Source organism: Novosphingopyxis baekryungensis DSM 16222, assembly GCF_000420305.1.
Taxonomy (GTDB): domain Bacteria; phylum Pseudomonadota; class Alphaproteobacteria; order Sphingomonadales; family Sphingomonadaceae; genus Novosphingopyxis; species Novosphingopyxis baekryungensis.
The window spans coordinates 185,425-211,854 of record NZ_ATUR01000004.1 but is presented as its reverse complement, the minus strand read 5'-3'; the positions used below and the strand labels follow the sequence as shown (position 1 = coordinate 211,854).

Here is a 26,430-nt window from a genome sequence, read left to right as displayed (position 1 = left end):
TACGGCTATGTAGCAAGATGGGCGCCGTCGCCGAGCGGGCACCGTGCACGGGAATGACCCCGCGCCGGGTAGAGGCCGCTTTCGGTCGCTATGGATAGAAAAGCGGCGCGACCGCTAACACACGGCTCCGTGCAGATGCATTTTCATGGTCGATTGGCACGGCAGGAAATGGTCAGGCGAACACGGCGACCGATTGCATGCCCATCATCACAGGCTCTCCGGCAGCATTGCGCAGGGACATATATTGACTGCTGGAGCCGTTGGCCGCTTGATGGCCATCGGCGTCGACCCACCACCAGCCCTGTTCGGTGGTCGGATTGTCGGTCAATAAATTGAACTGCCAGTTCATCGTGCTGACGGGGCCGGGTTTGGTCATCGCTCCCATCGCGGCTGGCGGAAGCGCATCGGCGATCGCCATCAATTCGGTCGCGCCGTCGAGACCGTCTCGCTCGCGCAGACGGTGCCAATTGGCCAGGTGCACATTGCCTTCGCCGAGCACCAGCCGCTTGTCCGGATAATCCATCTGGGATGTAAAAAATTCAGCCGGACCCGTCCGGGTCTCGTCATCGGCCGGTACGGGCGGAAGGTCGAGGCTGGGGATATGATCGAACGCAATGTCGCTATCGCGTCCGTTCATGAAAATGAAGCTGCCGATCAGCCCGATACCGCCTTGGCTTTCCAGCTCGACCTGCACGAACGCGGTGTTCTTGCCGCGCCGGAGCAATCTTGGTGTGGCCGTCACCTGTTCGGCGATCGGGCCGACAAAGGCGATCTGGCCACTTTTCAGAGGCGGCAGATCGTCCGCAACCGTCCGGGCGGCTTCCAGGGCGATGGCGCTGCTCAGCCCGCCATAGGCCGTGCGCCCCTGCATCCAGCCGGAAGGAATTTGCGCGGTCAAATCATTGGCGCGCAGCGATGCGAGGATATCGACAAGGTTCATGAGGAACCCGTGTAAACGGGGCGCGGCAGGCCGCAACCCCGTTCATGGCGTAAAGCTCAATCCAGGGCTTCGTTGCGCTCACCTTCCTTGGCCCGCTCGATTTCCGCTGGCTTGCGATCCTCGAACTTGTCTTTCAACGCATCGGGCACGCCTTTTTCGAGCTGCTTTTCCGCCACGGGGAAGATGTCCTGCTCTTCTTCGTCGATATGATGTTCATAGCGGTGGCGCATCTTCTTGAAGGTGGCCAGCCAGCCAGGGCTGGACATATCGGTGTCCTGCAGTTCCTCCAGGAAATCATCGATTTCCTTGTGCTCTGACACGGAATGCTGGCCCTCTTCGCGCAGTTCGGGATCCTGCAGCATGACCGCGTAGAGTGTTTCCTCCTCGGCAGCCGCATGGGCGCTGACCTCGATACGGAATTTCTCGAACAGCGTCTTGCGCGTGTCGCTGTCGCCGCTCGTATCGCCTAGCTGTTCCAGCATATCGCGATGCGTGTCATGATCCTTTTTCAGGCGGTCGAATATATCGGACATCGAATGCTCCATGCTGTCGGGGTTTCTGGAGCATTCAATGGGAAGCGTATCGATTCGGTTCCCGTTACGGACCCGAAACGCTTGCCTGGACTGAAGGATTGCGGCCCGGTTCGGGCCAAACACGCTACGGAAACGTGCAATTTTCGGAAAATGGTGGGCGTAGCAAGGATTGAACTTGCGACCCCCGCGATGTCAACACGGTGCTCTACCACTGAGCTATACGCCCATTTTCCGAAGTCCGCGCCGACAGTGAGCGCGTCCGAAGGTCGCCCCTCTAACCAGTCGCTGCGGGGCATTCAAGCAGATTAATCACGGGATGCATGATCGGCCCGCCTGTCAGATCAGTCCGCTTTTGCTCTCGTCGGCAAACATGCGGTCCACTTCCATCACGAGATCGCGCAGATGAAAGGGTTTGGAAAGCAGCTTGGCGCGCGGAACTTCCTGCCCGGCACGCAGGGTCACGCCGGAAAAACCGGTGATGAACATGACCTGCGTGTGCGGTGAGATCTTCCCGCATCGCTGGGCCAGCTCGATCCCATCCATTTCTGGCATCACGATATCTGTCAGCAGCAGATCGAACCGCTGTGCTTCCAGCAGGGGCAACGCCTCGGTTCCACGGTCGACGGCAACGACGTCATATCCCGATTTTTCCAACGCCCGGGTCAAATAGCCGCGCATGGCATCGTCGTCTTCGGCAAGCAGAATGCGAATGGGATCGGACATGGGACGTGCAGGGCTCCGGAGATTTTGGCAGGAAATTGGCGGCGGAGGTCCTTTCTAGCGCGCGAAGGTTTATTTTCTATGGCCGATTGCGGGCAAATCATTGCGCGGCGGCATGGCCCCGCATAGGCTTGGCGCCGCATGACCATGGCAACCCGTCCCGATGATGACAGCTTTGCTGGGCATGACCTTCAGACACCGAACCGTCCCGTCCTCTTGTCGGTGCCGCATGCCGGCCGGGACTATCCGGATGAGATCCTGCGTCAGGCCCGTGTTTCCCCGGCGATCCTGCAGCGGCTGGAAGATCGTTATGTCGATCTGCTGACCCGCGATGCGATTGCCGCCGGCTTTCCCTGCATCATCGCACGGCGGCCGCGGGCGTGGATCGATCTCAACCGCGCGGAGCGGGAGATCGATGTCGCCATGGTCGACGGTCTGGATGCAGCCGAGGTCGATCCGCCCAGCGCCAAGGTGCGCGGCGGTCTCGGCCTGGTGCCGCGCTGGCTCGGCACGGGAGGCGAATTGTGGCGCGGACGGTTACCGCGCACGCATCTGGAGCAGCGCATCGCGCGCGATCACGCGCCCTATCATGCGCAGATCGCGCAGACGCTGGATGCCATGCAGGCACGGTTTGGCGGCGCACTGTTGCTGGACGTGCACAGCATGCCGAGCCTGCGGTTCCCGGCGGACCGTATTCCACGCATCGTGATCGGAGACCGGTTCGGGCGGAGTGCAGCGAACAGATTCGCGTCGCTTGCCCTCGATCATGCGCGGTCGGCCGGCTTCGTCGCAGCGCTCAACCATCCCTATGCGGGGGGCCATATTCTGGCCCGCCATGGCCAGCCTGCGCGCAACATTCATGCCCTGCAGCTGGAATGTGACCGCGCGCTCTATCTCGATGCGCGGGGGCGGGAGCCGGACGCCGAGAAGGTGAGCCGGATGGCGCAATGGGTTCATGCGCTGGTGCTGCGGCTGGAGGAGGAACTGGCGGGCCGGGCGTGGCTGCATGCCGCCGAATAGCCACTGACACAAAAAGACCACCCCTTTTGGGGGTGGCCAAGGCTCAGGGAGATGGTGCCGAGAAGGCACCAGACGGACAAGAGGGGGGATGCCCGTCGCTTCTTAAATAAGGCGGGGCAAATTTGGTTTCAATAATTCGCCATGGCTTTTTGCAAAGATTATGCCGAGTGGGCAAAGTCCAGGCGGAATTAGCCAAAAACCACGTCCAAATGGCGCATGGCGCTCAGCTCGGCCACATGCGATGGAAATATGGCATCTTGTCGAAAAACTGATGCTTCAGTGCGCCGAGCACGTGCAGCCCGATCAGATAGATCATCGCGCCGCCAAGATTTTTATGCACGGCTTCGACGATGTTCCCGCCCTGATCGCTGGCGCTGATCGGCAAAGGCGGCACCGTGAAGAGGCCGAAAAAGTCGATGCCGCGCGCGCCTTCATGGACGGAAACCATCAGCCAGCCTGACAGCGGAATAGCCACGATCAGCAGGTAGAACACCACTCTGACCACGCTGCTCAATAGCCGCTCCCAGCCGGCCAGCTGTGCGGGATAAGGGGGCCGGGCGTGGGTGATGCGCCAGGCAACCAGAAGGACGCTGAACGCCAAAACGGCCATGCCGAGCGCAGTATGCGCGCCCATCAGCGCCCCTCGCTCGGCACCTTTCAGGCCCTCGGCAACTTTGGCGAGGACCAGATTGGAAATGACGAGCAGGGCGATGACCCAGTGCAGCACGATGGCGACCGTGCTGAACCGTTCCAGGCCGTTTTTCGCGCGTGCTGCCATAGATCAGACGTGCGGTGCTTCGGTCACCTGCGGCATCTTGCCGAGCTGTACCTGACGGGAAAAAAGCTCCCGCATCAATTGCAGCGAGAACATGTGGGCGTGGATGAGTGGCAGCATGCCATTCTGGTTCATCTTGCGCAGTTCGTCACCACGCAGATCCTTCAGCTTCTGCTCATCGATCATGCTGAAGCCGCGATAGATAAAGGGCTGCTCGACCCCGTTCTGCTGGATCGAAACTTCACCATCCATCAGCAGGCCGCTTTTCTTCAGCTCTTCCATGAAGGCCTGCGTGCGGGCACCGGACTGTTCGAAGTCCTCGCAGAATTTCAATATGCCCTTGGTGGCCTCGCTGGGCTGGCCGTCTTCGAACAGCTTTTCGCCTTCATCGAATTCGCCGATCGCGCCGGCCGTCGGATCGAAACAGAGCGACAGCTCATCGCTGTCCGGCTGCAAACGCGCGAGCAGGAAGGGATAGCGGCGAATATAGGCGGGCAAGTAAACCGGCTGGTCGATCTTGCCGTCGTCATTAATGAACGTATTCACGCCTTCGTTCAGGCCCATCAATGCCAGAGGCACAGGCTGTTCGCCGGACGAAAAGATAATCGGGTAGGTGCGCGAGCAAGCTACAAATTCGTCCACCGTGATCGGAATGGCATGTTGGTTGGACAGAAATTTGGCATCGTCCAGACCGCGCGTGCGCCAGTTGCCATGCTGCTCGCTGTTGAGCGGCACAAGATCATTATAGAACATGGGAAGGGTATTGGGGGTCGGCGCGCTGGCCATGGCATCTGCTCCGTTACGAAAGTCGGTCGCCTGCAGCGACGTGAAAAGACTGATGAAGCGCCTTAAGACCCTGCACTATAGCACGCAAGGGCGAGTGACGGTTTGCAATGTTATCTGGCCCACGTCCAGGCTGCGGGGTTGACGAGTGAGTTCAGTCCACGTTCAATCGCGCGGCGACAGAAGACCGTGATGGCGGAGTGAACGACGTTGGGATGTTGATGTGATTTTGGAATGGCTCGTCTTTTTGACGGCCGTGGCCGCCATGGGCGGGGCGGCAGAAATTCCCGATCCTGCTGGCGATTCACCCATTGCGGCGCCGGATATCGGTGCGCAGCCGGTATATCAGGTCCGCATCCAGCAACGCGTTATCATACGCGTGCCGCGCCGGGCATCCAACCGCACGCAGCTTTCCGCAACCAACGATACGCGGCGGACGTCGGAGGCGATGCGCCCTCCAAGCTATGTCGAAAAGAAGATGAAGCAGTGCGTTGCAGCGGATCAGATTGTGGGGATGACGCCGTCGCGCAGCCGCGCCCTGGATTTTTTGACGAAAGACAACAAGCGCGTGCGCGCCTATCTGGACGGAGGCTGTCTTGCGATGGATTTCCATGGCGGGATGTACATGGAGCGGGCCAAGGACGGGAAGCTTTGTGCCGAGCGCGATGTGCTGATGGCGCGTTCCGGCATGCGTTGCGAGATCGATCGGTTCAGAAGAATAGAGCTAGACGACGACAGATGATCGACCGCCTGCATGGCGGCGCAGCTTGACTATAGGGCGTTGTTGCAGCATTGGCCAAGCAGGATGACACGCAGGGGCAAGGCATCCTGCGTGTAACGTGACGAGTGCTCCCGCTTCGGGCTCGCTTCATTTCAAAGACCGGGCGCCTGTTTGCGGTTCCGGCAAATATCAGGATCATGGATGAACTTCGCCGATCTCGGTCTTTCCGATGAGCTACTGAAAGCGGTCAATGAGGCCGGCTATACCGAGCCGACCCCGATTCAGGCCAATGCGATTCCATCCGTGCTGATGATGCGCGACATTATCGGTGTGGCGCAGACCGGTACCGGCAAGACGGCGAGCTTCGTGCTGCCGATGATCGACATTCTGGCCCAGGGGCGCAGCCGCGCGCGGATGCCCCGGTCGCTGATTCTGGAGCCGACGCGCGAACTGGCGGCGCAGGTTGCCGAAAATTTCGAGCAATATGGTCGCAATCACAAGCTCAACATGGCGCTGCTTATCGGCGGCGTTTCCATGGGCGATCAGTTGAAGGCGCTGGAAAAAGGCGTCGACGTGCTCATCGCCACGCCCGGGCGCCTGATGGATCTGTTCGAACGGGGCAAGATCCTCCTCAATGGCTGCGAGCTGCTGGTGATCGACGAGGCGGACCGCATGCTCGACATGGGATTCATTCCCGACATCGAGAATATCTGTTCCAAACTGCCGGCGACACGGCAGACGCTGCTGTTTTCTGCGACGATGCCGGGGCCGATCAAGAAGCTGGCCGACCGCTTCCTGTCCAATCCCAAGCATATCGAAGTGGCGCGCCCCGCCACGGCAGCCACCAATATCGATCAGCGCCTGATCAAGGTCACATCGCGAACCAAGAAGGCCAAGCTGCGGGCTTTGCTTGAAAAGGACAAGGTGCAGACCGCCATCGTGTTCTGCAACCGCAAGACCACCGTGCGCGATCTCAACAAGGATCTGCAGAAGCGCGGTTTCTCCAGCGGGGAGATCCATGGAGACATGGACCAATCGGCGCGCATCGCCGAGCTGAACCTGTTCAAGGAAGGCAAGGTCAACATCCTCGTCGCGTCCGATGTGGCGGCGCGCGGTCTGGACGTGAAGGGCGTAAGCCACGTCTTCAACTTCGATTGCCCCTGGCATCCGGACGATTATGTGCATCGCATCGGCCGCACCGGACGCGCAGGAGCCAACGGCATAGCGTATACTTTCGTCACGCCCGATGATGAAGAAGCGCTCGAGAATATCGAAAAGCTGATTGGGACAACGATCTCGCGTGGGGAAGACGCATCGTCTGAGCCGGCGCCCGAAGGGACGCGCGACGGCGAAGGCAGTTCCGATGGCGAGGCCGCACCGCCAAAACGCCGGTCCGCACGCACGCGCAAATCCCGGCAGGACGCTTCCAAAGCGGCGGAAGAAAAAGCCGTGGCTCCGGTGGAAGAGATGGAGCGACCGGCGGCAGCACTACCGGAAAAGCGCAGCAAAGAACCGCGCCGTAGCGCACGCTCCGAAACCGTCGCTGCGAGCACGCCTGGTGATTGGAACGGGCCCGTTCCCGATTTTCTCAGCGTCGGCGTGTAAGCGCGCGTTCCGATAGGCGGACCATGGGCTGTCCTTTGAAGCAGCCAAAAAAAAGGGAGCGAACAAGCGCTCCCTTTTCTAAAATATAACCGGGTAAGTCAGGGGCTGACTGGCTCATCGTCATCGTCAGCAACGACCACAATCGCACCAATGATGGCTGCGACAATGGCAATACCAATCAGCACATTGCTACCGGCGAGATCGCTCTCGCTATCGAACAGCCCGCCATCGCGCTGCACGTTGGCTACCGACAGCTCTGCAGAGGACGCCTGAGCAAGCGCTGGTGTTGCCGTGAGCGAAAGAACAGCGGCTGCTGCTGCTAGCTTCCCAATCTTCATTTTAATTCTCCCTGCTTATAACAAGCCTTAAATTGCTAGCAGCCAAGCACCGACTAATCAATAGTTGCACTGCAGCATGAAACTGCGATTCATTTCGCGCGATAGGCCGGCTTCCCGTTGACCCATGTTTCCAGCAGCTGTGTCGCGCGAATTTCCGTCGGGCTGGCCAGCATGATATCACGATCGATGAGGATGAAATCGGCGCGGTGGCCGGGCGTGAGGCTGCCGATCACGTCTTCTGCGAACTGCGCATAGGCGGCGGCGGTCGTGAACGCTGCCAAGGCCTGTGTGCGGCTGACCGCGTCCTGCGGGCGCCATCCGCCAAAAGGCTGACCATCCGTTCCCGTGCGCGAGATGGCGGCTGCGAACCCGGCGAAAGGATCGGGGGATTCCACCGGATAATCGGATCCGAAGGCCAGCATGCCCCCCTGGTCGAGTATGGAGCGCCAGGCATAGGCTCCGTCCAGCCGCTGCGGGCCCAATCGCGCTTCGGCCATGGTCCGGTCGCTTGTCTGGTGGACCGGTTGCATCGACGAAATAATGCCATGCTCGCCAAGTTTGGGCAGATCGACGGGGTCGACGATCTGGACATGCTCGATGCGCCAGCGGCGATCGCCCTTATATGTTTCGGCCAATTCATCGACCGCGCCGATGACCTCCGCATTGGCAGCATCGCCAATGGCGTGCACAGCGGTCTGGAACCCGTCCATGGCTGCGCGGCTCATGAGATTGCGCAGTTCGGCGCTGCCCAGCATCGGCAGGCCGGTTTCCCCCGGCGCATCGGCATAGGGCTGCTTGAGCCACGCGCCGCGGCTGCCCAGTGCGCCGTCAAGATACAGCTTCACGCCGGCAAGCTTCAGCTTGTCATCATAGAGCCAGGGCGTGGGCTTCGGTCCGGCGATCAGCACCATCTGGTCTACGCCCGCCGCATAGGCCGCCACGTGCATATTCAGCCAGCCGGCATCGCCAGCCCGGCGATAGCTCTGCCAATCCTCAATAGTTACGCCCATGTCTGCGGTGGCGGTGACCCCCTTGGACAGGAGCAGCGCCTGCGCCTCGGCCAAGGCGAGATCGCGTTCCCCGGGGCGCGGTACGGGCACAAATTGCTGGATAAGCGAGGACGCATTGTCGACGAAGACGCCGCTCGGTTTGCCATCCTGCATTTCGATGCGGCCACCGGCAGGAGATTTCGTCTTGCCGGTAATACCGGCCACCGACATGGCGGCGCTGTTGGCCCAGCCGGCATGGCCGTCGACCCGCTCCAGCCAGACCGGTCTGCCCGGCACGATCGCGTCGAGCTCAGCGGCCGTCGGGAAACGCCCGAGGCCCCAGCTTTCCTGATTCCAGCCGCGGCCGATGATCCATTGGCGATCCGGGAACTTCTGCGCATAGGCGGCGATGGCGGCCTGCGCCTCTTCAAGCGACGTGGTGGCGGACAGGTCGAGCGTGAGCTGCTGGAAGCCGAGGCCCATGACATGGCCATGCGCATCGATGAAGCCCGGCATCAGCGTGCGGCCGTCGCCGTCCTCACGCCAATCCAGCTCGCGCGGGCGTTTGTCCTTTCGGCCCAGCAGCTTGCTGACCTTGCCATCACGGTCGATCAGGATGCCGGTGAAGCGGATGAGTTTTCCATCTTCGTCCAGCGTCATGCCGTTGACATTATCATAGAGCCCGTCGGCCAAAGCAGGCGTCGCCAGCAAGCTGGATGCGAGCAGAAACGCGCCCGCCAATCGATGTTTCAGCGTCAATTGCTCTCTCCGCTCTTGCGCAGCCGCCGGATCAGCGCGCTCGTGTCCTGGCGATTGCCGCCCATGGCCTGAACCTCGGCATAATATTGATCGACCGCCGCTGCCGTCGGCAGGCTGGCGCCATTGCGGCGCGCCTCTTCGAGCGCCAGCCCAAGATCCTTGCGCATCCAGTCGATGGCAAAGCCGAAATCGAACTGGCCCTGCGTCATGCTGTCCCAGCGATTGTCCATCTGCCAGCTTTGCGCGGCGCCGCCGGAAATGGCGTCCTTTACCTTGCCGAGATCGAGCGCGCTCGCCTGCGCAAATCTTATCCCTTCCGAAAGGCCGGCAAGAACGCCTGCGATGCAGATCTGGTTGACCATCTTGGTGGTCTGCCCGGCCCCGACGCCGCCGATATGGACGATGCGCGCGGCGTAGACGTCCATCACCGGGCGGGCGCGGTCCATCGCCGAGTCCGATCCGCCGCACATGATGGCCAGCTTGCCATTTTCCGCCCCAGCTTGGCCGCCGGATACCGGTGCATCGATGCTCTCGCAGCCCTGTTCCGCCAGAAGATCGGCCAGCTGATGGGCGACATCTGCCGATACGGTGCTGTGATCGACAAATAGCGCGCCTTTGGAAAGGCCGGCAAATGCGCCGTTATCCCCCAGCGTGACCGAGCGCAGATCGTCGTCATTCCCGACGCAGGTGAATATGATATCTGCGCCGGACGCTGCCTCTTTCGGCGACGCGGCCGATGCACCGCCATGCTGTTGCACCCAGCTTTGCGCTTTGGATGTGGTGCGATTGTAGACGGTGAGGTCATGCCCGGCGGCGGCCAGATGGCCGGCCATGGGAAAGCCCATCACGCCGAGCCCGATAAATGCGATTTTGGTCATGGCATCTACCCTTAACGGGCGTTGCACGTCAGGACCAGACAGGATAGCCCGCTGCCATGAACGAGCAGTCCAGCATCGCCGCCCCGCCCGCCGCCCACCCTGTCAGCGCGCAAGAGGCCGCCAGCCTTCTGACCGTGGACCATGTCCGTGCCGCGGCCGAGCGGCTGGAGGGGTCGATCATCCGCACGGCAACGACCTATAGCCGCACGCTGAGCGAGATGACCGGGGCGAACATCTATCTGAAGTTCGAAAACCATCAGTTCACCGCCAGCTTCAAGGAGCGCGGCGCGCTCAACGCGCTGTTGCTGATGAGCGAGGAGCGCCGCTCCAAGGGCGTGATTGCCGCGTCTGCCGGCAATCACGCGCAGGGCCTCAGCTATCACGCCACCCGGCTCGGTATTCCGGCCACCATCGTCATGCCGGTCACGACGCCGGTGGTGAAGGTGAAGCAGACGGAAAGCGTGGGCGGCCAGGTGGTGCTGTTCGGCGAGAAGTTCGATGACGCCTATGCCCATGCCCGCCAGCTGGAGAAGGAACAGGGGCTGACCTTCGTCCATCCGTTCGACGATCCGGACGTGGCGGCCGGGCAGGGAACGATCGCGCTGGAAATGCTCGATGTCGTCCCGGATCTCGATGTCATGGTCGTGCCGATCGGCGGCGGCGGGCTGATGTCCGGAATCGCCACGGCGGCGCGCGCGGTCAAGCCCGGCATCGAGATGGTGGGCGTGGAGGCGGAGCTCTATCCGTCCATGTTCGGCGCGGTGAAGGGCGGCACGGGCGAATGCGCGGGCGATACGCTTGCCGAGGGTATTGCGGTGAAGGAGCCGGGCGCCCTCACGCGGCAATGGATCGCCGAGCGTGTGAACGATATTCTGCTGGTCAGCGAGCCGCAGCTGGAGCGCGCGGTCAGCCTGCTGCTGCAGATCGAGAAGACCGTGGTGGAAGGGGCGGGCGCTGCCGGCCTCGCTGCCGTGCTGGATGCGCCGGAACGCTTCAAGGGCAAGAATGTCGGGCTGGTGCTGTGCGGCGGCAATATCGATACCCGCCTTCTGGCCAATGTGCTGATCCGTGATCTGGCGCGCTCGGGCCAGCTATCCCGTCTGCGGATCACCTTGCAGGATCGCCCCGGCGCGTTGTTCCGCGTGATGCGGATATTCGATGCGCACCGCGTCAACATCATCGAGATCTATCATCAGCGTATTTTCACCAACCTGCCGGCCAAGGGATTGATCACCGATATCGAATGCGAAGCGCGCGACAAGCCGCAGCTCGATGCCCTCATCAGCGAACTGCTGGATGAGGGATATGCGGTGCACCGTGTGGAGATGGACTGAGCGACTCGGGCGCCCAACTATCGACCCAGACGTTTCAATCTTGCGCCGAAACGTGGTAAATCGGCTTTCCATGAGGAATCGCTGCGCCTAGATTCCTTCTTCACACGCATGTCTCTTTCACTGGCCAGGACCATTATTCCCCGTGAGCGCACCGGTACGCTTCCCCCGATTTTTCCTGACCAACCCCGCGCCGTGCCCCTATCTTCCCGGGCGCACCGAGCGGAAGGTGTTCACCGAACTCAACGGCACGCACGCCGATGAACTCAACGACGCGCTGGGGCGGATAGGCTTTCGGCGCAGCCAGAATGTCGCCTATCGGCCCAGTTGTGCGGACTGCCGCGCCTGTGTGTCGGTGCGCGTCCTGGCCAATGAGTTTTCGCCCGGTGCGACGCAGCGCAAGCTGATCCGCCGGAACGAAGATCTGCAGGTCACCGCCTGCCGCCCCTGGTCCACGTCCGAGCAATATGAGCTGCTGCGCAATTATCTCACCACCCGCCATCCCGACGGCGGGATGAACGACATGGACGATACGGATTATGCCGACATGGTCGAGCAGACGCCCGTGAACAGCTATGTGATCGAATATCGCGAGCCCGCCGTGGACGGCCGCCCCGGCAAATTGGTCGGTGCCTGTCTGACCGATCAGCAGTCCGATGGATTGTCGATGATCTACAGCTTTTTCGATCCCGCCTGCGAGGATCGCAAGGGGCTGGGCAATTACATCATTCTCGATCACATCTTGCGCGCCCGCAAAGCCGGGCTGCCTTATGTCTATCTGGGCTATTGGGTCGAAGGGTCCGACCGGATGCAGTATAAAATCCGCTATCGTCCTCTGGAAAAGCTTGGCCCCGATGGGTGGGAGCGGTTCGATCCACCGGGGCGGTAATCCGCCCGCGAGCGTGGCACCCGGCTCATAAAAAACCCCGCCGACCATGATGGTGGCGGGGTTTTTTATTGCAAATATCGGAACGCCTCAGCGGTTGCAGCCCCTGCTTAGCAGCCGTTAGCGGCGTTGGCCGCTACTGACATCGACATATTCCTCGGTCACGGTCGTGGTCGTCGTGGAGGTGGTCTGTCCCGGTACGACCACGACGGTGGTGGTGGTGCCCCCATAGTTTTGCGGCTGGGCGTAATAGCCATTGGCCACAGGCTGTCCCTGCCAGCCATAGCCGGTCGGTGTGCCATAAACATAATGGGCGCCAGCGCGGTCGGCATAACGCGGATCTGCATAGCGTGGATCATAGGGCCGGCCATCGGTATAACCACGCACCGGCGTGCGTCCGCGATCCTCCGCCCGGTCGATGGCATAACCAGCTGCCGCGCCAAGGCCGCCACCGATAAGCGTGCCGGCAAGACGATTGCCGCGCCCGCCGATAAGATTGCCGGCAATGCCGCCCGCCACGCCGCCAATCACCGCGCCGCCAACGCCATTGTCCTGTCGCGGATACCGGCTGTCATATCCCGGCGCATAGCGGCGATCACCATTCCGGTAAGCGACCGGATAGTCGCCATCTTGCGCATAAGGGGCGCGGGCATTGCCACCGGTTTCATAGCCGTAGCGCGGTGCGCCGACGGATGTGCCGCGATAATTGCCGCGATAGGCCTGGCCGTTTTCGTCGACATAGGTCCCGTTCCATTCGCCCTGATAGACGCGGCCCTGATCGTCGACATAATTGCCGGTCCAGGTGCCGTCATACACGCCAGTCTGTGAATCCTGTTCGGAATAGACCCGGTCGTTCCAGGCATAGGCACCCTCGTCGTAAGGCGCGGTGGGCGCATATTCCGCGCCATAAGGTTCGTAGCGCGGAGAGTCCGGCGCGGCCAATGCTGGCGCTGCCACGGCCAATAGCGGGGCAGACATCCATAAACAGGCGAAATTTTTCATGATCAGGTCGCTCCTAAGGCCGTCCGCATCTTCCAAGTCGAACGTGCGCGTTTGCTTAAGAGTTCCTTAACATTTACAGCCGCTTGCCACCAGTGGGCGCGTGGCGTGCTGAAAATTCGTCCCGTTTTGAAGCGGTTGCACCCGCGCTTACTTGATCGGTTGCTACAAGGCGGCGGGCAGGCGGGACACCAGCATTTCGGCCAGCCGCTCGCATCCGGCGGCATCCTCATTCGAGAATCGCGACGGCGTTGGGCTGTCCAGATCGATCACGCCGAGCACCTCCCCATCGCGCAGCAGCGGCACCACCAGTTCGGCCCGGCTCTCCGCATCGCAGGCAATATGCCCTTCGAACGCGTGCACATCTGCCACCAGCTGCGTCGCCTTGTCCGCCACGGCTGCGCCGCACACGCCTTTCCCCACCGGAATGCGGATACAGGCCGCCTTGCCCTGGAACGGGCCGAGCACCAGTTCGCCCCCGGACATGCGGTAGAAACCGGTCCAGTTCACGTCCGGCAGGAATTGCCACAGCAGCGCGGCCACATTGGCCATATTGGCCACCGCATCGGCTTCACCCTCGGTCAGGGCGTCGGCGGCGGCCATGATCTCGTCCCAGCGCTGCGCTGTGGGCATGTCGGGGTCGATATCGAAGGCGAACATCTCTTACTTCCTCAATTCTTGTCGTTATTCGGACGGCGGTTGCGAGCGCGGGCGCCGGTTCCAGTCGCCCAATTTCAATCCAGCGTCACGCGGCCACGTTTCTGCTTCACCGCGCTGCGTTTCTTCTTGCCCTCGACCCGGCGGGCCTTGGCGGCGCGGCTGGGTTTGGTCTTGCGGCGCTTGGCATCGCGATGATGCGCCTTGGTCAGCAACGCGGTGAGCCGCCTCCGCGCCTCGTCCCGATTGGCTTCGCGCGTGCGGTGTGTGCGCGCCGTGATCACCAGCACGCCGTCCTTGGTCAGTTTCGAACCGGCCAGATCCTTCAGCTGCCGATAGGCATAGGGCTGCAGGCCGAGGGCGAAAATATTCACGCGCAGTTGCGCGGTCGTTTCCACCTTGTTGACATTCTGGCCGCCCGGGCCGGATCCGGCCAAAAAGCTTTCGTCGATATATTCTTCAGGAACGCGCATCGGCTTCGTCGGCAGGCGCTGCCTTCGGCGTGTCTGGCACTGGATGGAGCGCCGGCTGCGGATCGCTGAACCCGTGGGACAGGAAGATCTTCGGTAGCGGCGCATGTGCTTCCACGGGGTCCTTCCCGTCGCGTTGCAGCCGGATGGCGCTGGCGTGGAGCAAGGTCTGCTCGCCAGTGCCATAGACCGGATCGCCCATCAGCGGGATGCCGATGCCATACAGCGCATGGGCGCGCAGCTGATGGGTGCGTCCGGTTTCCGGGCGAAACTCGACCAGCGCCTTGCCATGTTCCTCGGCCACGACGCGCCAATGGGTCACCGCAGTCTTGCCGGCCTTGGCGGCAATCATGCGCCAGCCGCGCTCCTTGGAGCTTTGCTTCGCCAGCGACAGTTCGATCGTGCCTTCTCGCTGTTCCGGCACACCGTCCAGAATGCCGAGATAGACTTTCTCGACCAGCCCATCCTCGAAGGCCTTGGCGAAGCGGGCATGCGCCTTGGGATGCCGCGCCAGCAGGAGGCAGCCCGACGTGTCCCGGTCCAGCCGGTGCACTGCGCTCGGCTCCCGCTTGAAGCCGAAGCGCAGTGCGCCCAGCATGGACACAAGGCTGAAGCCGCCGCGCTTGGGTGTGTCGACATCCAGCCCGGCGGGCTTGTCGACCACCAGCGCTTCGCCGTCGATGAAAAGGGTTACAGGTACTTCGATCACCTGCCGGACGTGGCAGGTGACCGATGCAAGTTCAAGGCCGATCAGTCGATCAGCTTGGCCGCGGTCTGCGCCACGCGGCGGCCAAGATAGGTCGCACCGGCCAGATCGAGCTCGCTCGGCTGGCGGCTGCCGTCGCCCGCTGCGATGGTGCTGGCGCCATAAGGCGAATTGCCATGCACCGCCTCCAGCGTCAGCTGACCGTCGAAACCATAGTCGAGGCCGACGATGATCATGCCGTGATGCAGCAGATTGGTCAGGATCGAGAATTGCGTCGTTTCCTGGCCGCCATGCTGGCTGGCGGTGGACGTGAACGCCGCGCCGACTTTGCCGACCAGGCCACCATTCTGCCACAGTCCGCCGGTCTGATCCCAGAACGCGGCCATCTGGCTGGTCAGGCGGCCATAGCGGGTGGGGGAGCCGACGATGATCGCGTCGTACTCCTTCAGATCGTCGACTGCGGCCACCGCATGGCTCTCGTCATGCTGGAATCCCGCAGACTCGACCACGTCTTCCGGCGCGGTTTCCGGCACCCGCTTCACATCGACATGCGCGCCGGCGTCGCGGGCACCTTTGGCAATGGCGTCTGCCATGGCACCGGTGTGGCCGTAGGACGAATAATATAGGACGAGGACCTTGCTCATGATCGAAAATCTTTCTGTCTGAATGGTGGGGGGAGTGATGGGGCAGGCGCATTGCCGTGCCAGGTGACCGGCCCGTCATCCATAGGGGGGGAGGGGAAGGGATGACGGGCCGGAACTTTTAGACGCTGTCGACCATGACGATCTCGCATGCACTCAACGCCTCGATTTTCAGATCGGTGCCGCCGCGAATGGCCGCCCCGTCCCGTGCGTCGAACGCTTCACCGTTAATGGTCAGGCTGCCGCGCGCCGGGACCAGATAGGCCGAGCGCCCTTCTTCGATCCGGTGGGTGATGATCTCACCCTGCTCCATGGTGGCGCAGAGCAATTTGGCGTCGGCATTGATGTAGAGCGCGTCGCTGTCCGCCGGATCGCCGCTGGCCAGTGTGACGAACTGTCCGGACCGGTCACCGCGCGGAAAAGGCCTGGCGTCCCAGCGCGGCGCGATATTGCGCTCCCGCGGCATGATCCAGATCTGGAACAGGCGGGTTTCCTCCCCGTCCACATTGGCCTCACTATGGGTCACACCGGTCCCCGCGCTCATCACCTGAATGTCGCCCGCCTCGGTGCGGCCTTCATTGCCCATCGAGTCGCGATGCGTGATCGCACCTTCGCGGACATAGGTGATGATCTCCATATTATCGTGCGGATGCGGCGGAAAACCGGACTGCGCGGCAATCTGATCATCGTTCCACACACGCACCGCGCCCCACTGCATGCGGCGTGGATCATGATAGCTGGCGAAACTGAAATGATGGTTCGCCTTCAGCCAGCCATGATCGGCCTTGCCGAGTGAGGCAAAAGGCCGCCGTTCGATTCCGGAAGTGGGGGCGGGGGCGTCGGATGTGCTCGTCTTGAAAGCGGTAACTGTGGCCATGGAATGTCTCCTTGCTTGCCGATGATATGGGGCAGCGCTATCGTTTCCGAAACAACGAGTGTTGAAACGGATCGTTTCCATTTATGGCATTACCGGATTTCGAGGGCTGGGCGATTTTCGCCGCCGTGGCGCGGGAAGGATCGTTCACCGGTGCGGCGCGCACGCTGGGGCTGAGCAAGGCCACCATTTCCAAGGCGGTCTCCCGACTGGAGGCGGCGCAGGGCATCAGCCTGCTGCATCGCACCTCCCGTCGTCTGTCGCTGACCGAAACCGGCAAGCGCATGGCCGAACATGCCAACCAGCTGGTGGCACAGGGCACCGCTCTGTCGGAAGCGGCCAGCGCGGACAGCAGCGAAGCCAGCGGCACCGTGCGGCTCAGCGCGCCGATGAGCTTCGGTATCGCTTTTCTCGGTCCGCTGCTTGCGCGGTTCATGGCGGAGCATCCGGGCATCGCGATCGATGTGCAGCTGGACGATGCGCGCGTCGATCTGGTGGCGCAGGGGTTCGATCTGGCCATTCGCATCGCCAATCTGCCGGACAGCAGCCTGCGCACCCGCCGCGTCGCGCCGATCCGGGTGGTGCCGGTGGCCGCGCCGGCATGGATCGCACGGCATGGCACACCGCAGCATCCGTCCCAGATCAAGGGGCGCGATTGTTTTGCCTATACCAACGCGCCGGGCCGTCAGACCTGGCGGCTGGAACGCGGTCAGGACAGTGTCGCTATCCATCCCGACGGGCGCCTGCAAACCAATAATGGTGCGATGATGCTGGATGCGCTGAAAGCGGGGCTCGGCATCGCTTTCTTGCCGGAATTCATCATTGGCGATGCGCTGGAGACCGGCACGCTGGTCCGTCTGCTGCATGACTGGAGCGCCCCGCGCATCGACCTGCAACTGGTCATGCCGCCATCGCCGCTGCGCCCGAAACGCGTGGATCTGCTGCTGACGTTCCTCGCGGAAGAACTGGCACGGGTCTGCGCAGGCCAATAGCGCGCAGACGCCAATGCGCGTTGCGATAGCAAAGGGGCCAAAGAAAAAGGGCGCCCCGCAGGACGCCCTTTCGCTTGCATATTGATGGGCGGATCAGCCGCTATAATACATGTCGAACTCGACCGGGCTTGGCGTCATTTCGAAGCGCGCAACCTCGGGCCATTTCAGTTCGATATAGCTTTCGATCTGGTCCTTGGTGAAGACGTCGCCTTCCAGCAGGAAGTCGTGGTCCACCGTCAGCGCGTCGAGCGCTTCGCGCAGCGAGGCGCAAACGGTTGGCACATCCTTCAGCTCTTCCGGGGGAAGATCGTACAGGTTCTTGTCCATCGCCTCGCCCGGGTGGATCTTGTTCCGGATGCCGTCCAGACCGGCCATCAGCAGCGCGGCATAGGCCAGATACGGGTTCATCAGCGGATCGGGGAAACGGAATTCCACGCGCTTGGCCTTTTCGCCCGCCCCGTAAGGGATGCGGCAACTGGCCGAACGGTTGCGGCTGGAATAGGCCAGCAGCACCGGTGCTTCATAGCCCGGCACCAGGCGCTTGTAGCTGTTGGTGGTCGGATTGGTGAAGGCGTTGAGCGCCTTGGCATGTTTGATCACGCCGCCGATGAAATGCAGGCACATGTCGCTCAGCCCGGCATAACCGTCGCCGGCGAACAGCGGCTTGCCGCCATCCCAGATCGACATATGGGTATGCATGCCGGAGCCGTTGTCGGTCGCGATCGGCTTGGGCATGAACGTGGCCGTCTTGCCATAGCTGTGCGCCACCTGATGGACGACATATTTATAGACCTGCATCTGGTCCGCCGTGGTCACCAGCGTGGAAAAGGTAAGGCCCAGCTCATGCTGCGCGGCGCCCACTTCATGATGGTGCTTGTCCATCTTGAGGCCCATTTCCATCATCGTGGCGACCATCTCGCCGCGAATGTCGACGGCGCTGTCGACCGGCGCAACGGGGAAATAGCCGCCCTTGGCGCGCGGGCGGTGCCCCATATTGCCGACATCATATTCCCGGCCCGAATTGGTCGGCAGTTCGATATCGTCGATTTTATAATAGCTGCGGTCGTAACCGGTTTCGAACCGCACATCGTCGAACATGAAGAATTCGGCTTCCGGGCCGACATAGATGGTGTCGCCCACGCCGCTGTTCTTCATGAAGGCTTCGGCGCGCTTGGCGGTGGAACGCGGATCGCGTGCATAAAGCTCGCCGCTCGACGGCTCCACGATGTCGCAGAACAGGATCATCATGGGCGTGGCGGAGAAGGGATCCATATAGACCGCGTCCAGATCGGGACGCAGAATCATGTCGCTCTCGTTGATCGCCTTCCAGCCCTCGATGGAGCTGCCATCGAACATCAGGCCGTCTTCGAGTTCATCCTCACCCAGCACTTCGGCGCACATGGTGAGATGCTGCCATTTGCCCTTCGGATCGGTAAAACGAAGATCAACCCATTCGACCTCCTCATCCTTGATACGTTTCAAGATGTCCTTGGCGGAGGTGGCCATGTTCGATTGCCTTTCGTTGGAGGGTGTTTCGCGCAATATCCCTACAGAAAGTCACGCGTTCCTGCAAATCTGTTTTGCAGCGCAGCATGAATGTCGGCACATTCTTGCGCGATATCGGATATTACAGCGCGTCGGAATCCCGCTCGCCCGTGCGAATGCGCATGGCGGCCTCGATCGGCGTGACGAAAATCTTGCCATCACCGATGCGGCCGGTCTGCGCCGCGTTCGCGATCGCTTCCACCACCCGCTCCCAAAGCTGATCGTCGACCACGACCTCCAGCTTCACCTTGGGCAGAAAGTCGACGACATATTCCGCGCCGCGATACAGCTCCGTGTGGCCCTTCTGCCGGCCGAAGCCCTTGGCCTCCGTCACGGTGATGCCGGACACGCCGACTTCGTGCAGCGCTTCCTTCACTTCGTCCAGTTTGAACGGCTTGATGATCGCTTCTATCTTTTTCACCGCGTCCCCATTTCTTGGTCCGTTAAGAGGCCATTTTTGCCAGCGTGATCGTCTCGGTCTGCAGAGTGACAGCGCTTCATGGGCGGGCTGGTTCCGCCTGCGGGCTCGGGGCGCTGCCCGGCGTCGATTGCGGCGTAGGCACGGGCGATGGCCGTGCACGGGGCACCGCTGGCAGCTGGGTGCTGCCACCAATCCGCAACATCACCAGGCGTGGACGGGCGGGCACGCGCAAGAGCCAGCCGGCTGGTTCGCTCGCATCGCTATCGTCCGCGGCGCTTTCACCATCGCCGCGCGCACTTTGCGGCGCTGGCCAATCGAAGGTGGCGCCGAAGCCGGTGGTGACCGCGATATATTGCACGCCTTCGATCAGGAAGGTGCTTGGCGCGGAGAGAATGCCGGAGCCAAGATCCTGATTGTACAGCGTCTCGCCAGTGGCCGCATCGAGCGCGACAAGCCGTCCGATGCCGGTGCCTAGGAAGACCAGTCCGCCCGCCGTGGACAGCGGTGATCCATTTTGTGCGACGCTGAGATCGCGCTGCCAGCGGACAGTGGCCGTCACCGGATCGAACGCGACGATCTGCGCTCCGTCCAGGCTCCAGCGCGGCTGCCGAGCGTCCGTAGAAACGCCGCTCCCGGCGGTCGTTTCGCCGCTCGCCTGCGCACTATATTTCGGCAGGGTGAAATAGATCAGGCCGGTTTGCGGGTTGAAGCTCATCCAGCGCGGCGCCCGTGCCGGATCGACCAGGGGGAAGGCGGGCCGGCTTGTCGTGGCCGTCTGCTGGCGTGCGTTCCGGCTTGCAGGCGCAGCGTCGGACGACGGATTGTTCCTGGCCTGCGCGGCGCTGCCTGGCTGTAAAGGGCGGCCGGTCTGCAGATCATAGCCTTCGGCCCAGCGCTGCTGGTCGAACAGGGGCGTGGCGCTGATCAGCTTGCCGTTGGTCCGGTCGATGACGAAGAAGAAGCCATTGTCCGATGCGTGCAGCAGCACCTTGCGGTTCGGCACGCTGACCTTGGCGCGGGCTTGGCATTCGGCCTGCGCCCGGCGAATGGTGTCCCCCTCCGGTCCAGGAGGGGGCGCGATCATCGGGCAGGGTGCCACGCCCGGTGTCGGTACCGCTCCTGGAGTGGCCTTCGCCTCAGGGATCGCGGTCGGCACCGGCAGATCGGCCAGAACGAAGGGCTGGTTCGCGCCATAGGCTGGCCGTCCACCCGGCGTTTCCTGATAATGCCAGAGAAACTCGCCATCGTCCGGGTTGAGCGCCACGATCGACGAGAGGAACAGCCGGTCGCCGCCATCGGGCGCGGTGCCCGGTCCCGCGCCGACCCCGACATACAGCCGGTCCAGATCGGGATCATAGGTTATGGCATCGGTCACATATCCCCCCGCAGCCGCGCCAAGCGCCGCGCCGCCCCAGGTTTGCCGGGCTGTGCCGAGAACCGCGTCGCTGGAGCTTTGATCGACCGCCCCATCGGACTTGGGCACGGTGTAGAAGCGCCAGCGCAGCGCGCCGTCGGTGGTGTCATAGGCGGAGACATAGCCGCGCCCGCCATCCGCCGCGCGGCCACTGCCGATGATGACCATGTTTTTCACGATGCGGGGCGCCGAGGTGATGCGATACTGGCCCGTCGCCGTACCGGTCTGGATCGACCAGAGCTGAGCCCCGGTGATCGCATCCAGCGCGATCAGCTGTCCGTCCAGCGTGCCGACGTACAGGCGGCCCTTCCAGATCGCCAGGCCCTGATTGCCGACGCCGGTGACCTTCTGGCCTTCGCCGGGCTGGGCGAGACCGGCGTTGAACGACCAGAGCTGTTCGCCCGTGGCCGCATCGAACGCCACCACGCGGGAGCGCGGCGCCGTGATGTAGATCTTGCCGTCGACGGCGAGCGGCGTGGACTGCGGCACCTGTCCGGGCAAAAGATCGACCGTCCAGTCCACGCCCAGCTGCTCGACATTGGACCGGTTGATGGCGCTGAGCGGAGAGAAACGCTGCTCATAATAGTTGAAGCCGATGGCAGCCCAATTGGTGCCATCGCCGCCGGTCGTCAGAAAGTCGCCGTCGATCTGTGTTGCGGCCACCTCGGCAGGCGGGGAGGGCGCGGCCTTGTCCTTGTCATCTTGTGAAAAGTCGCAGCCCGCCAGCAATATCACGGGGGCCAGCAGTCCAAGCCATTGAATGCGCATTATTGTCCGTACCTCACGGCATGAACGCTAACGCGCCATCCGATAGGGGTAAAGCGATGATCCTGATTTTCCGCCCGCGCGCGGCAATTTTCCGCTCCGCTCGCACCAATGAGGCCGCCCCGCTGGCGGGTCAGTAAGGCGGGTTGTGCAGACCCTTGGGGCTTTCGGTAAATATCTCGCAGCCATCGGCGGTGATGCCGATCGAATGTTCGAACTGCGCGGACAGCTTGCGATCGCGGGTAACGGCGGTCCAGCCATCGTCCAGGATCTTCACGCCGCCCTTGCCGATATTGATCATCGGCTCGATCGTCAGGCACATGCCTTCGCGCAGCTCGACGCCGGTGCCGGGACGCCCGGCATGAACCACTTCGGGCGCATCGTGGAAAAGGCGGCCAAGGCCATGGCCGCAGAAATCGCGCACCACGCCATAGCGGTTGGCTTCGGCATGCTTCTGGATTGCCGCGCCGATATCGCCCAGCTGTACGCCGGGCCGCGCCATATTCACGCCGATCATCAGGCACTCATAGGTCACGTCGACCAGCTTGCGCGCTTTCAGCGGGACATCGCCGACCAGGAACATGCGGCTGGTGTCGCCATGCCAGCCATCGATGATGATCGTCACGTCGATATTGACGATGTCGCCATCCTTCAGCGGCTTGTCGTTCGGAATGCCATGGCACACCACCTGATTGATCGAGGTGCAGCAGCTGTGCGTGAACCCGCGATAGCCGAGCGTGGCCGGCACGCCGCCAAGCGCGATCATGTGCGTGCGCACGAGATCGTCCAGCTCGCCCGTGGTGACGCCGGGCACGACATGCGGGATCAGCGCATCGAGCACCTCGGCGGCGGCACGGCCAGCGCGGCGCATGCCGGCAAAGCCTTCCTCCCCGTGAAGTTTGATGGCGCCGTCACGCGGAGTGGCGGCTTCTTGCGGAGTGACGGAAATATATTGGTCCATATGCGCCGATATAGGGCAGGACAGCAGTCTTTGCGAGATGGATTTGCGCGTCTAAGGCTGGTGGCATGAGCAAAAACCGTATCTGGACCGCCGCCCTCGTCATCATCGGAGACGAGATTCTCTCCGGCCGCACGCAGGACAAGAATATCGCGCAAATCGCGACCTGGCTGAACGTGCAGGGCATTCGCCTTGCCGAGGTGCGCGTGGTCGCCGACGATATGAACGCGATTGCCGAGGCGGTGAATCTGCTGCGCGCGCGCAACGATTATCTGTTCACCACCGGCGGCATCGGCCCCACGCATGACGATATCACGGTGGACGCGATTGCCGCGGCCATCGGTGTGGACGTGGTGGTGCACCCCGAAGCGCGCGCGACGCTGGAGCGCTATTATGAGAGCAAGGGCGGCATCAACGAAGGCCGTCTGCGCATGGCCCGCGTGCCGGAGGGCGGCGATCTGATCCCCAACCGGATGAGCGGCGCGCCGGGCATCAAGGTGGAGAACATCTTCATCATGGCGGGCGTCCCGCACATCACCGCGGGCATGCTGGATGCGCTCACCGGCACGCTGGAGGGCGGCGCGCCGCTGCTGAGCCAGCAGATCGGCTGCTGGATTGCGGAGAGCGAGGTGGCGGTGCTTCTGCGGGAGACGGAGAAAGCGCATGAGGGCTGCCAGATCGGCAGCTATCCGTTCTTCCGCGAAGGCACGGTGGGCGCGAATTTCGTGGTGCGCTCTACCGAGCAGGACCGGCTGGAGGCGTGCATCGCGGCGCTGAAGACCGGCCTGAAGGAGCTGGGCCACGACGTGACCGACGGGGGCATCTGAACCGTTCCTTCCCAGCATATTTGGGGAGGCTCTAGTCGCGCAAAGCCCGCATGGCCGCGCCCGCCGCAAATGGCGCGAGCACGGTAAGCCCCAGACTCACCGCCGCCAGCAGGGGCATCGCGCCGACCGAATTCGGGCCCAGGCTTCCGGCGCCGAAGATCAGCACCGGGATCGCCAGCGGCAGCAGCATCAGCCCCGCCGCGCCGCCACCCGCCCGCGCCGTCAGCGCGGCGATGGTGACCGAGAGCGCCGCCAGCGCCGGCGTGGCGATGGCGAGACCGCCAAGCAGCGTTCCCGCCATGTCTCCATCCAGATCGAACAGCGCCGCGCCGACCAATGTGGCCAGCAGCAGCGGCGGACCGAAGCTCAGCCAATGGGCAGCGATCTTGAGCGCGGCCACCGCCTCGTCCGCCCAGCCCCGCACGGCCAGCTGATCGAGAAAGCCGCTCTCCCAGTCCGGCCGGATCAGCCGCTCGATCGGTAAGAGCGCCGCCAGCAGCGCCGCGATCCACAGCATCGCGCCGCCGGTGGCGCGCAGCAGCTTGGCGTCCGGGCCCACGGCGAACGGATAGAGGATGGCGACGGCCAGAAAGAACAGGATCGGCAGCCATAGCCCGCCGCCGGTCCAGGCCAGCCGCAGATCGCGCGCGATCAGGCGCAGCGCGCTCATATGGCCATATCCAGCGTCGTGGTCGGATCGATGCCGATGGGAATGTGGGAGGCAAGGACCAGCGTGGTGCCGGCACGGACCTGCGCCGCCAGCGCTGCCGCCATCAGCGCGGCGCTGGCCTTGTCGAGCCCGTTCATCGGTTCGTCGAGCAGCATGATGTCCGCGCCCGATTGCAGCGCACGGGCCACCACGGCGCGCTTGGTCTGCCCGGTCGAGAGCATGCGCACCGGCACGTCCGCCAGCGGCGCAAGGCCCAGCGATTCCAGCACCCTATCGGTGGCGGTGGCCGGTTGCGCATCCATGGCCGCCCAGAAGCGCAGCCCCTGCCGCAAGGTCGGCAGCGGATCGAGGGCGCGCCGTTCATCGGCCAGCGCCACCCGGCCCTCCACCATGATCGACCCCGCGGCAGGGCGCAGCAAGCCGGCGATGATCCGCAGCAAGGTGGATTTGCCCGCACCGTTTGGTCCGGTCAGCAGCCCCAGCGTGCCGCGCGCGATGCGCCAGTCCAGCCGCTCGAACACCAGCCGCCCACCGCGCAGGCAGGCCAGCCGGTCGATCACCACCGCATCGGGTGCGGGCTCCGCTTGACGCTGCTCCATGGCGCGACTTAGGCATCTCTCACCCCAACTGCCAAGCCGGAGACGCATATCATGGTCCAGAAACTCAGCGACAGTGACCGCAAGGACGCCCTTTCCGATCTGATGGGCTGGAAACATGACTCGGCACGCGATGCGATTTCGAAAAGCTTCGAATTCGACGATTTCGTGGCCGCCTTCGGTTTCATGGCGCGCGTGGCGCTGCATGCCGAAAAGGCGGACCATCATCCCGAATGGTCGAACGTCTATAATAAAGTGGACATCACGCTGACCACGCATGACTGCGACGGGCTGAGCGAAAAGGACGTGGCGCTGGCAAAGACGGTGGACGGCTTGGTCTGAGCCTCACGCCGGGCGCACGCGTATCGGCGCTGCCGCTGCTAGCCCTCCTCTTCCAGCGCGTGCATATCGTCATCGCTCAGGCCGAAATGATGGCCGATCTCGTGGATCGTCACATGGTGGATCAGCCGCTCCACCGGAATGTCGCGATCCCGCGCTTCGGCCAGAATGGGCAGGCGGAAAAGATAGATGCGGTCGGGCGTGCCGCCGGGGATATCCCATATGCTCTTGTCACCGATCGGACGGCCGGAATACAGGCCAGACAGCTGCATCGGATGGGTGAGGCCCACCGACGCCAGCATGTCCGCATCGGCCACGTCCTGCACCTGCACCACGACATCGGCCAGATGCTGCCGAAACTGGTCCGGCAAGCCGGCGATCGACCGCCGCGCGGTGGCCGCCATCCCGTCATTGTCCATCACGTCCTCCGACAGGCTGGCGGACCGGCCGGGCGATAGGCTGGCTTAGCTGGCAACGGCTTTATCGAGCCCGTTCACCAGCCCCATGGTCTTGCGCAGCCGCCCCGGGAACCAGCGCGCCGCGAACATCAGCTGCTTGGCCATGCTGTTTACCGGCGTGTGCACCGCATTGCCATGCACCGCATCCCAGGCCGCCTTGCCGATGATTTCGATCGGGCTGACCTCGATGCCTGCGGACTGCAGGCGCTCCTTGCCGGACTGGTTGCTCTGCTCCCCCACAGCAGCGAGGATATTGGTATCGATGAAGCCCGGCATCAGCGATCGAACCCGGATATTGTGCGGGGCAAATTCGATGTCCCAGGCTTCGGTCAGCCCGCGTACGGCGAATTTCGTGGCGCTGTAAACGCTGAGGCCCGCAGATCCGTAGATCCCGGAGGCCGAGCTGGTGTTGAGGATGCAGGCACCGGGCGACGCCTTCAGCAGATCGAACGCGGCCTGCGTGCCGTTCATCACCCCGGTAAAATTGATCGCGACCAATCGGTCGATATCGGCTGGCGTCATCTCCTGAAAGGGTCCGCCCTTGCCGATGCCGGCATTGTTGAACAGCAGGTGCAGGCGGCCATCGGTGCGCTGCGAAAAGGCGGCGATGACCTCGCTCCATGCCGCGCGATCGACCACGTCGAGCCGGTGCGTCCAGCAATTGTCCGCACCGATCATCGCAGCGGTCTCGGCAAGGCCGGCCTCGTCCACATCGGTCAGCCCGGCGAACCAGCCGCGTTCGGTAAAATAGCGGGCCACTTCGCGGCCGATGCCGGATGCGGCGCCGGTCACGAACAGAATCTTTCGATCTCTCATCTGC

The 26,430-nt window shown here is 62.9% G+C and carries 30 protein-coding genes and 1 tRNA gene; 8 read left to right on the top strand and 23 right to left on the bottom strand.

Features of this window, described 5'->3' with window-relative positions; translation table 11 throughout:
* Window positions 1-172: 172 nt before the first annotated feature.
* The 4 genes from G410_RS0107935 to cpdR all read right to left on the bottom strand — a co-directional run bounded on the left by G410_RS0107935 (window position 173) and on the right by cpdR (window position 2,196).
* Window positions 173-940, bottom strand: a complete 768-nt coding sequence (locus G410_RS0107935; protein WP_022673118.1) for a thioesterase family protein — start codon at window positions 938-940, stop codon at window positions 173-175.
* 56 nt (window positions 941-996) lie between these two features.
* Window positions 997-1,473, bottom strand: coding sequence for a hemerythrin domain-containing protein (locus tag G410_RS0107930; protein WP_022673117.1), 477 nt, complete (start codon window positions 1,471-1,473; stop codon window positions 997-999).
* A gap of 151 nt (window positions 1,474-1,624) precedes the next feature.
* A tRNA-Val gene (locus tag G410_RS0107925) sits at window positions 1,625-1,699 on the bottom strand.
* A 110-nt stretch (window positions 1,700-1,809) separates the two neighbouring features.
* A complete protein-coding gene (cpdR, locus tag G410_RS0107920) occupies window positions 1,810-2,196 on the bottom strand; it encodes a cell cycle two-component system response regulator CpdR (RefSeq protein WP_022673116.1) in 387 nt (128 codons plus the stop codon).
* A gap of 138 nt (window positions 2,197-2,334) precedes the next feature.
* On the opposite strand from cpdR, the gene G410_RS0107915 reads away from it, so the two are divergent.
* Window positions 2,335-3,213, top strand: a complete 879-nt coding sequence (locus G410_RS0107915; protein ID WP_022673115.1) for an N-formylglutamate amidohydrolase — start codon at window positions 2,335-2,337, stop codon at window positions 3,211-3,213.
* A gap of 223 nt (window positions 3,214-3,436) precedes the next feature.
* Here G410_RS0107915 and G410_RS16090 read toward each other — a convergent pair whose 3' ends face one another.
* A complete protein-coding gene (locus tag G410_RS16090) occupies window positions 3,437-3,991 on the bottom strand; it encodes a cytochrome b (protein ID WP_022673114.1) in 555 nt (184 codons plus the stop codon).
* Window positions 3,992-3,994: 3 nt separating this feature from the next.
* Window positions 3,995-4,774, bottom strand: a complete 780-nt coding sequence (locus G410_RS0107905) for a SapC family protein (protein ID WP_022673113.1) — start codon at window positions 4,772-4,774, stop codon at window positions 3,995-3,997.
* A gap of 220 nt (window positions 4,775-4,994) precedes the next feature.
* Here G410_RS0107905 and G410_RS0107900 point away from each other — a divergent pair, with 220 nt between their 5' ends.
* Both G410_RS0107900 and G410_RS0107895 read left to right on the top strand, forming a co-directional pair.
* Window positions 4,995-5,513 carry a hypothetical protein gene (locus G410_RS0107900; RefSeq protein ID WP_022673112.1) on the top strand — a complete coding sequence of 173 codons (519 nt, stop codon included), beginning with the start codon at window positions 4,995-4,997 and terminating at the stop codon, window positions 5,511-5,513.
* A gap of 180 nt (window positions 5,514-5,693) precedes the next feature.
* Complete coding sequence (locus tag G410_RS0107895; RefSeq protein WP_022673111.1) at window positions 5,694-7,097, top strand: DEAD/DEAH box helicase; 1,404 nt, start codon at window positions 5,694-5,696, stop codon at window positions 7,095-7,097.
* 98 nt (window positions 7,098-7,195) lie between these two features.
* On the opposite strand, the gene G410_RS0107890 is transcribed toward G410_RS0107895, so the two are convergent.
* From G410_RS0107890 to G410_RS0107880, 3 genes are all read right to left on the bottom strand, one after another.
* Window positions 7,196-7,435 (bottom strand): hypothetical protein, encoded by a 240-nt coding sequence (locus tag G410_RS0107890; RefSeq protein ID WP_022673110.1) that lies wholly within the window; start codon window positions 7,433-7,435, stop codon window positions 7,196-7,198.
* A gap of 89 nt (window positions 7,436-7,524) precedes the next feature.
* Window positions 7,525-9,177, bottom strand: coding sequence for an amidohydrolase (locus tag G410_RS0107885; protein WP_051137257.1), 1,653 nt, complete (start codon window positions 9,175-9,177; stop codon window positions 7,525-7,527).
* Window positions 9,178-9,179: 2 nt separating this feature from the next.
* A complete protein-coding gene (locus G410_RS0107880; protein WP_022673108.1) occupies window positions 9,180-10,061 on the bottom strand; it encodes an NAD(P)-dependent oxidoreductase in 882 nt (293 codons plus the stop codon).
* 56 nt (window positions 10,062-10,117) lie between these two features.
* Here G410_RS0107880 and G410_RS0107875 point away from each other — a divergent pair, with 56 nt between their 5' ends.
* Both G410_RS0107875 and G410_RS0107870 read left to right on the top strand, forming a co-directional pair.
* On the top strand, window positions 10,118-11,395 hold the full coding sequence (locus G410_RS0107875) for a threonine ammonia-lyase (RefSeq protein ID WP_022673107.1): 1,278 nt from the start codon (window positions 10,118-10,120) through the stop codon (window positions 11,393-11,395).
* A gap of 142 nt (window positions 11,396-11,537) precedes the next feature.
* Entirely contained in the window at window positions 11,538-12,281 is a 744-nt protein-coding gene (locus G410_RS0107870; protein WP_028971214.1) for an arginyltransferase, read from the top strand.
* Window positions 12,282-12,398: 117 nt separating this feature from the next.
* Here G410_RS0107870 and G410_RS17385 read toward each other — a convergent pair whose 3' ends face one another.
* The 6 genes from G410_RS17385 to G410_RS0107840 all read right to left on the bottom strand — a co-directional run bounded on the left by G410_RS17385 (window position 12,399) and on the right by G410_RS0107840 (window position 16,628).
* On the bottom strand, window positions 12,399-13,280 hold the full coding sequence (locus tag G410_RS17385) for a glycine zipper 2TM domain-containing protein (protein ID WP_084489093.1): 882 nt from the start codon (window positions 13,278-13,280) through the stop codon (window positions 12,399-12,401).
* A 162-nt stretch (window positions 13,281-13,442) separates the two neighbouring features.
* Window positions 13,443-13,937, bottom strand: a complete 495-nt coding sequence (locus G410_RS0107860; RefSeq protein WP_022673104.1) for a GAF domain-containing protein — start codon at window positions 13,935-13,937, stop codon at window positions 13,443-13,445.
* Window positions 13,938-14,011: 74 nt separating this feature from the next.
* Window positions 14,012-14,407, bottom strand: coding sequence for an alternative ribosome rescue aminoacyl-tRNA hydrolase ArfB (gene arfB, locus G410_RS0107855; protein WP_033317469.1), 396 nt, complete (start codon window positions 14,405-14,407; stop codon window positions 14,012-14,014).
* Complete coding sequence (locus G410_RS16080) at window positions 14,394-15,110, bottom strand: RluA family pseudouridine synthase (protein ID WP_051137256.1); 717 nt, start codon at window positions 15,108-15,110, stop codon at window positions 14,394-14,396. The genes arfB and G410_RS16080 overlap by 14 nt, the downstream gene beginning before the upstream one ends.
* Window positions 15,111-15,154: 44 nt before the next feature.
* Window positions 15,155-15,754: an NAD(P)H:quinone oxidoreductase gene (gene wrbA, locus G410_RS0107845; protein ID WP_022673102.1), complete on the bottom strand. Its 600-nt coding sequence runs from the start codon at window positions 15,752-15,754 to the stop codon at window positions 15,155-15,157.
* 118 nt (window positions 15,755-15,872) lie between these two features.
* Window positions 15,873-16,628: a pirin family protein gene (locus G410_RS0107840; protein ID WP_022673101.1), complete on the bottom strand. Its 756-nt coding sequence runs from the start codon at window positions 16,626-16,628 to the stop codon at window positions 15,873-15,875.
* An 83-nt stretch (window positions 16,629-16,711) separates the two neighbouring features.
* Here G410_RS0107840 and G410_RS0107835 point away from each other — a divergent pair, with 83 nt between their 5' ends.
* The gene (locus G410_RS0107835; protein ID WP_022673100.1) at window positions 16,712-17,617 is read left to right on the top strand and encodes a LysR family transcriptional regulator; all 906 of its coding nucleotides are present in this window, start codon (window positions 16,712-16,714) and stop codon (window positions 17,615-17,617) included.
* 93 nt (window positions 17,618-17,710) lie between these two features.
* On the opposite strand, the gene glnA is transcribed toward G410_RS0107835, so the two are convergent.
* The 4 genes from glnA to map form a co-directional block, all read right to left on the bottom strand.
* A complete protein-coding gene (gene glnA / locus G410_RS0107830) occupies window positions 17,711-19,123 on the bottom strand; it encodes a type I glutamate--ammonia ligase (protein ID WP_022673099.1) in 1,413 nt (470 codons plus the stop codon).
* A 121-nt stretch (window positions 19,124-19,244) separates the two neighbouring features.
* Window positions 19,245-19,583 carry a P-II family nitrogen regulator gene (locus G410_RS0107825; protein WP_022673098.1) on the bottom strand — a complete coding sequence of 113 codons (339 nt, stop codon included), beginning with the start codon at window positions 19,581-19,583 and terminating at the stop codon, window positions 19,245-19,247.
* Between the two features lie 76 nt (window positions 19,584-19,659).
* Entirely contained in the window at window positions 19,660-21,765 is a 2,106-nt protein-coding gene (locus G410_RS17380) for an outer membrane protein assembly factor BamB family protein (protein WP_022673097.1), read from the bottom strand.
* Between the two features lie 130 nt (window positions 21,766-21,895).
* Window positions 21,896-22,723: a type I methionyl aminopeptidase gene (gene map / locus G410_RS0107810; RefSeq protein ID WP_022673096.1), complete on the bottom strand. Its 828-nt coding sequence runs from the start codon at window positions 22,721-22,723 to the stop codon at window positions 21,896-21,898.
* Between the two features lie 65 nt (window positions 22,724-22,788).
* Here map and G410_RS0107805 point away from each other — a divergent pair, with 65 nt between their 5' ends.
* A complete protein-coding gene (locus tag G410_RS0107805; protein WP_022673095.1) occupies window positions 22,789-23,547 on the top strand; it encodes a competence/damage-inducible protein A in 759 nt (252 codons plus the stop codon).
* A gap of 31 nt (window positions 23,548-23,578) precedes the next feature.
* On the opposite strand, the gene G410_RS0107800 is transcribed toward G410_RS0107805, so the two are convergent.
* Complete coding sequence (locus tag G410_RS0107800) at window positions 23,579-24,217, bottom strand: heme exporter protein CcmB (protein ID WP_022673094.1); 639 nt, start codon at window positions 24,215-24,217, stop codon at window positions 23,579-23,581.
* Window positions 24,214-24,816 carry an ABC transporter ATP-binding protein gene (locus G410_RS0107795; protein WP_022673093.1) on the bottom strand — a complete coding sequence of 201 codons (603 nt, stop codon included), beginning with the start codon at window positions 24,814-24,816 and terminating at the stop codon, window positions 24,214-24,216. Before G410_RS0107795 ends, G410_RS0107800 begins: the two co-directional genes overlap by 4 nt.
* Window positions 24,817-24,864: 48 nt before the next feature.
* On the opposite strand from G410_RS0107795, the gene G410_RS0107790 reads away from it, so the two are divergent.
* A complete protein-coding gene (locus G410_RS0107790; protein ID WP_211215008.1) occupies window positions 24,865-25,155 on the top strand; it encodes a 4a-hydroxytetrahydrobiopterin dehydratase in 291 nt (96 codons plus the stop codon).
* Window positions 25,156-25,193: 38 nt separating this feature from the next.
* Here G410_RS0107790 and G410_RS0107785 read toward each other — a convergent pair whose 3' ends face one another.
* On the bottom strand, window positions 25,194-25,571 hold the full coding sequence (locus G410_RS0107785; protein ID WP_022673091.1) for a metallopeptidase family protein: 378 nt from the start codon (window positions 25,569-25,571) through the stop codon (window positions 25,194-25,196).
* A 45-nt stretch (window positions 25,572-25,616) separates the two neighbouring features.
* Entirely contained in the window at window positions 25,617-26,426 is an 810-nt protein-coding gene (locus tag G410_RS0107780; RefSeq protein WP_022673090.1) for an SDR family oxidoreductase, read from the bottom strand.
* Window positions 26,427-26,430: the final 4 nt, after the last annotated feature.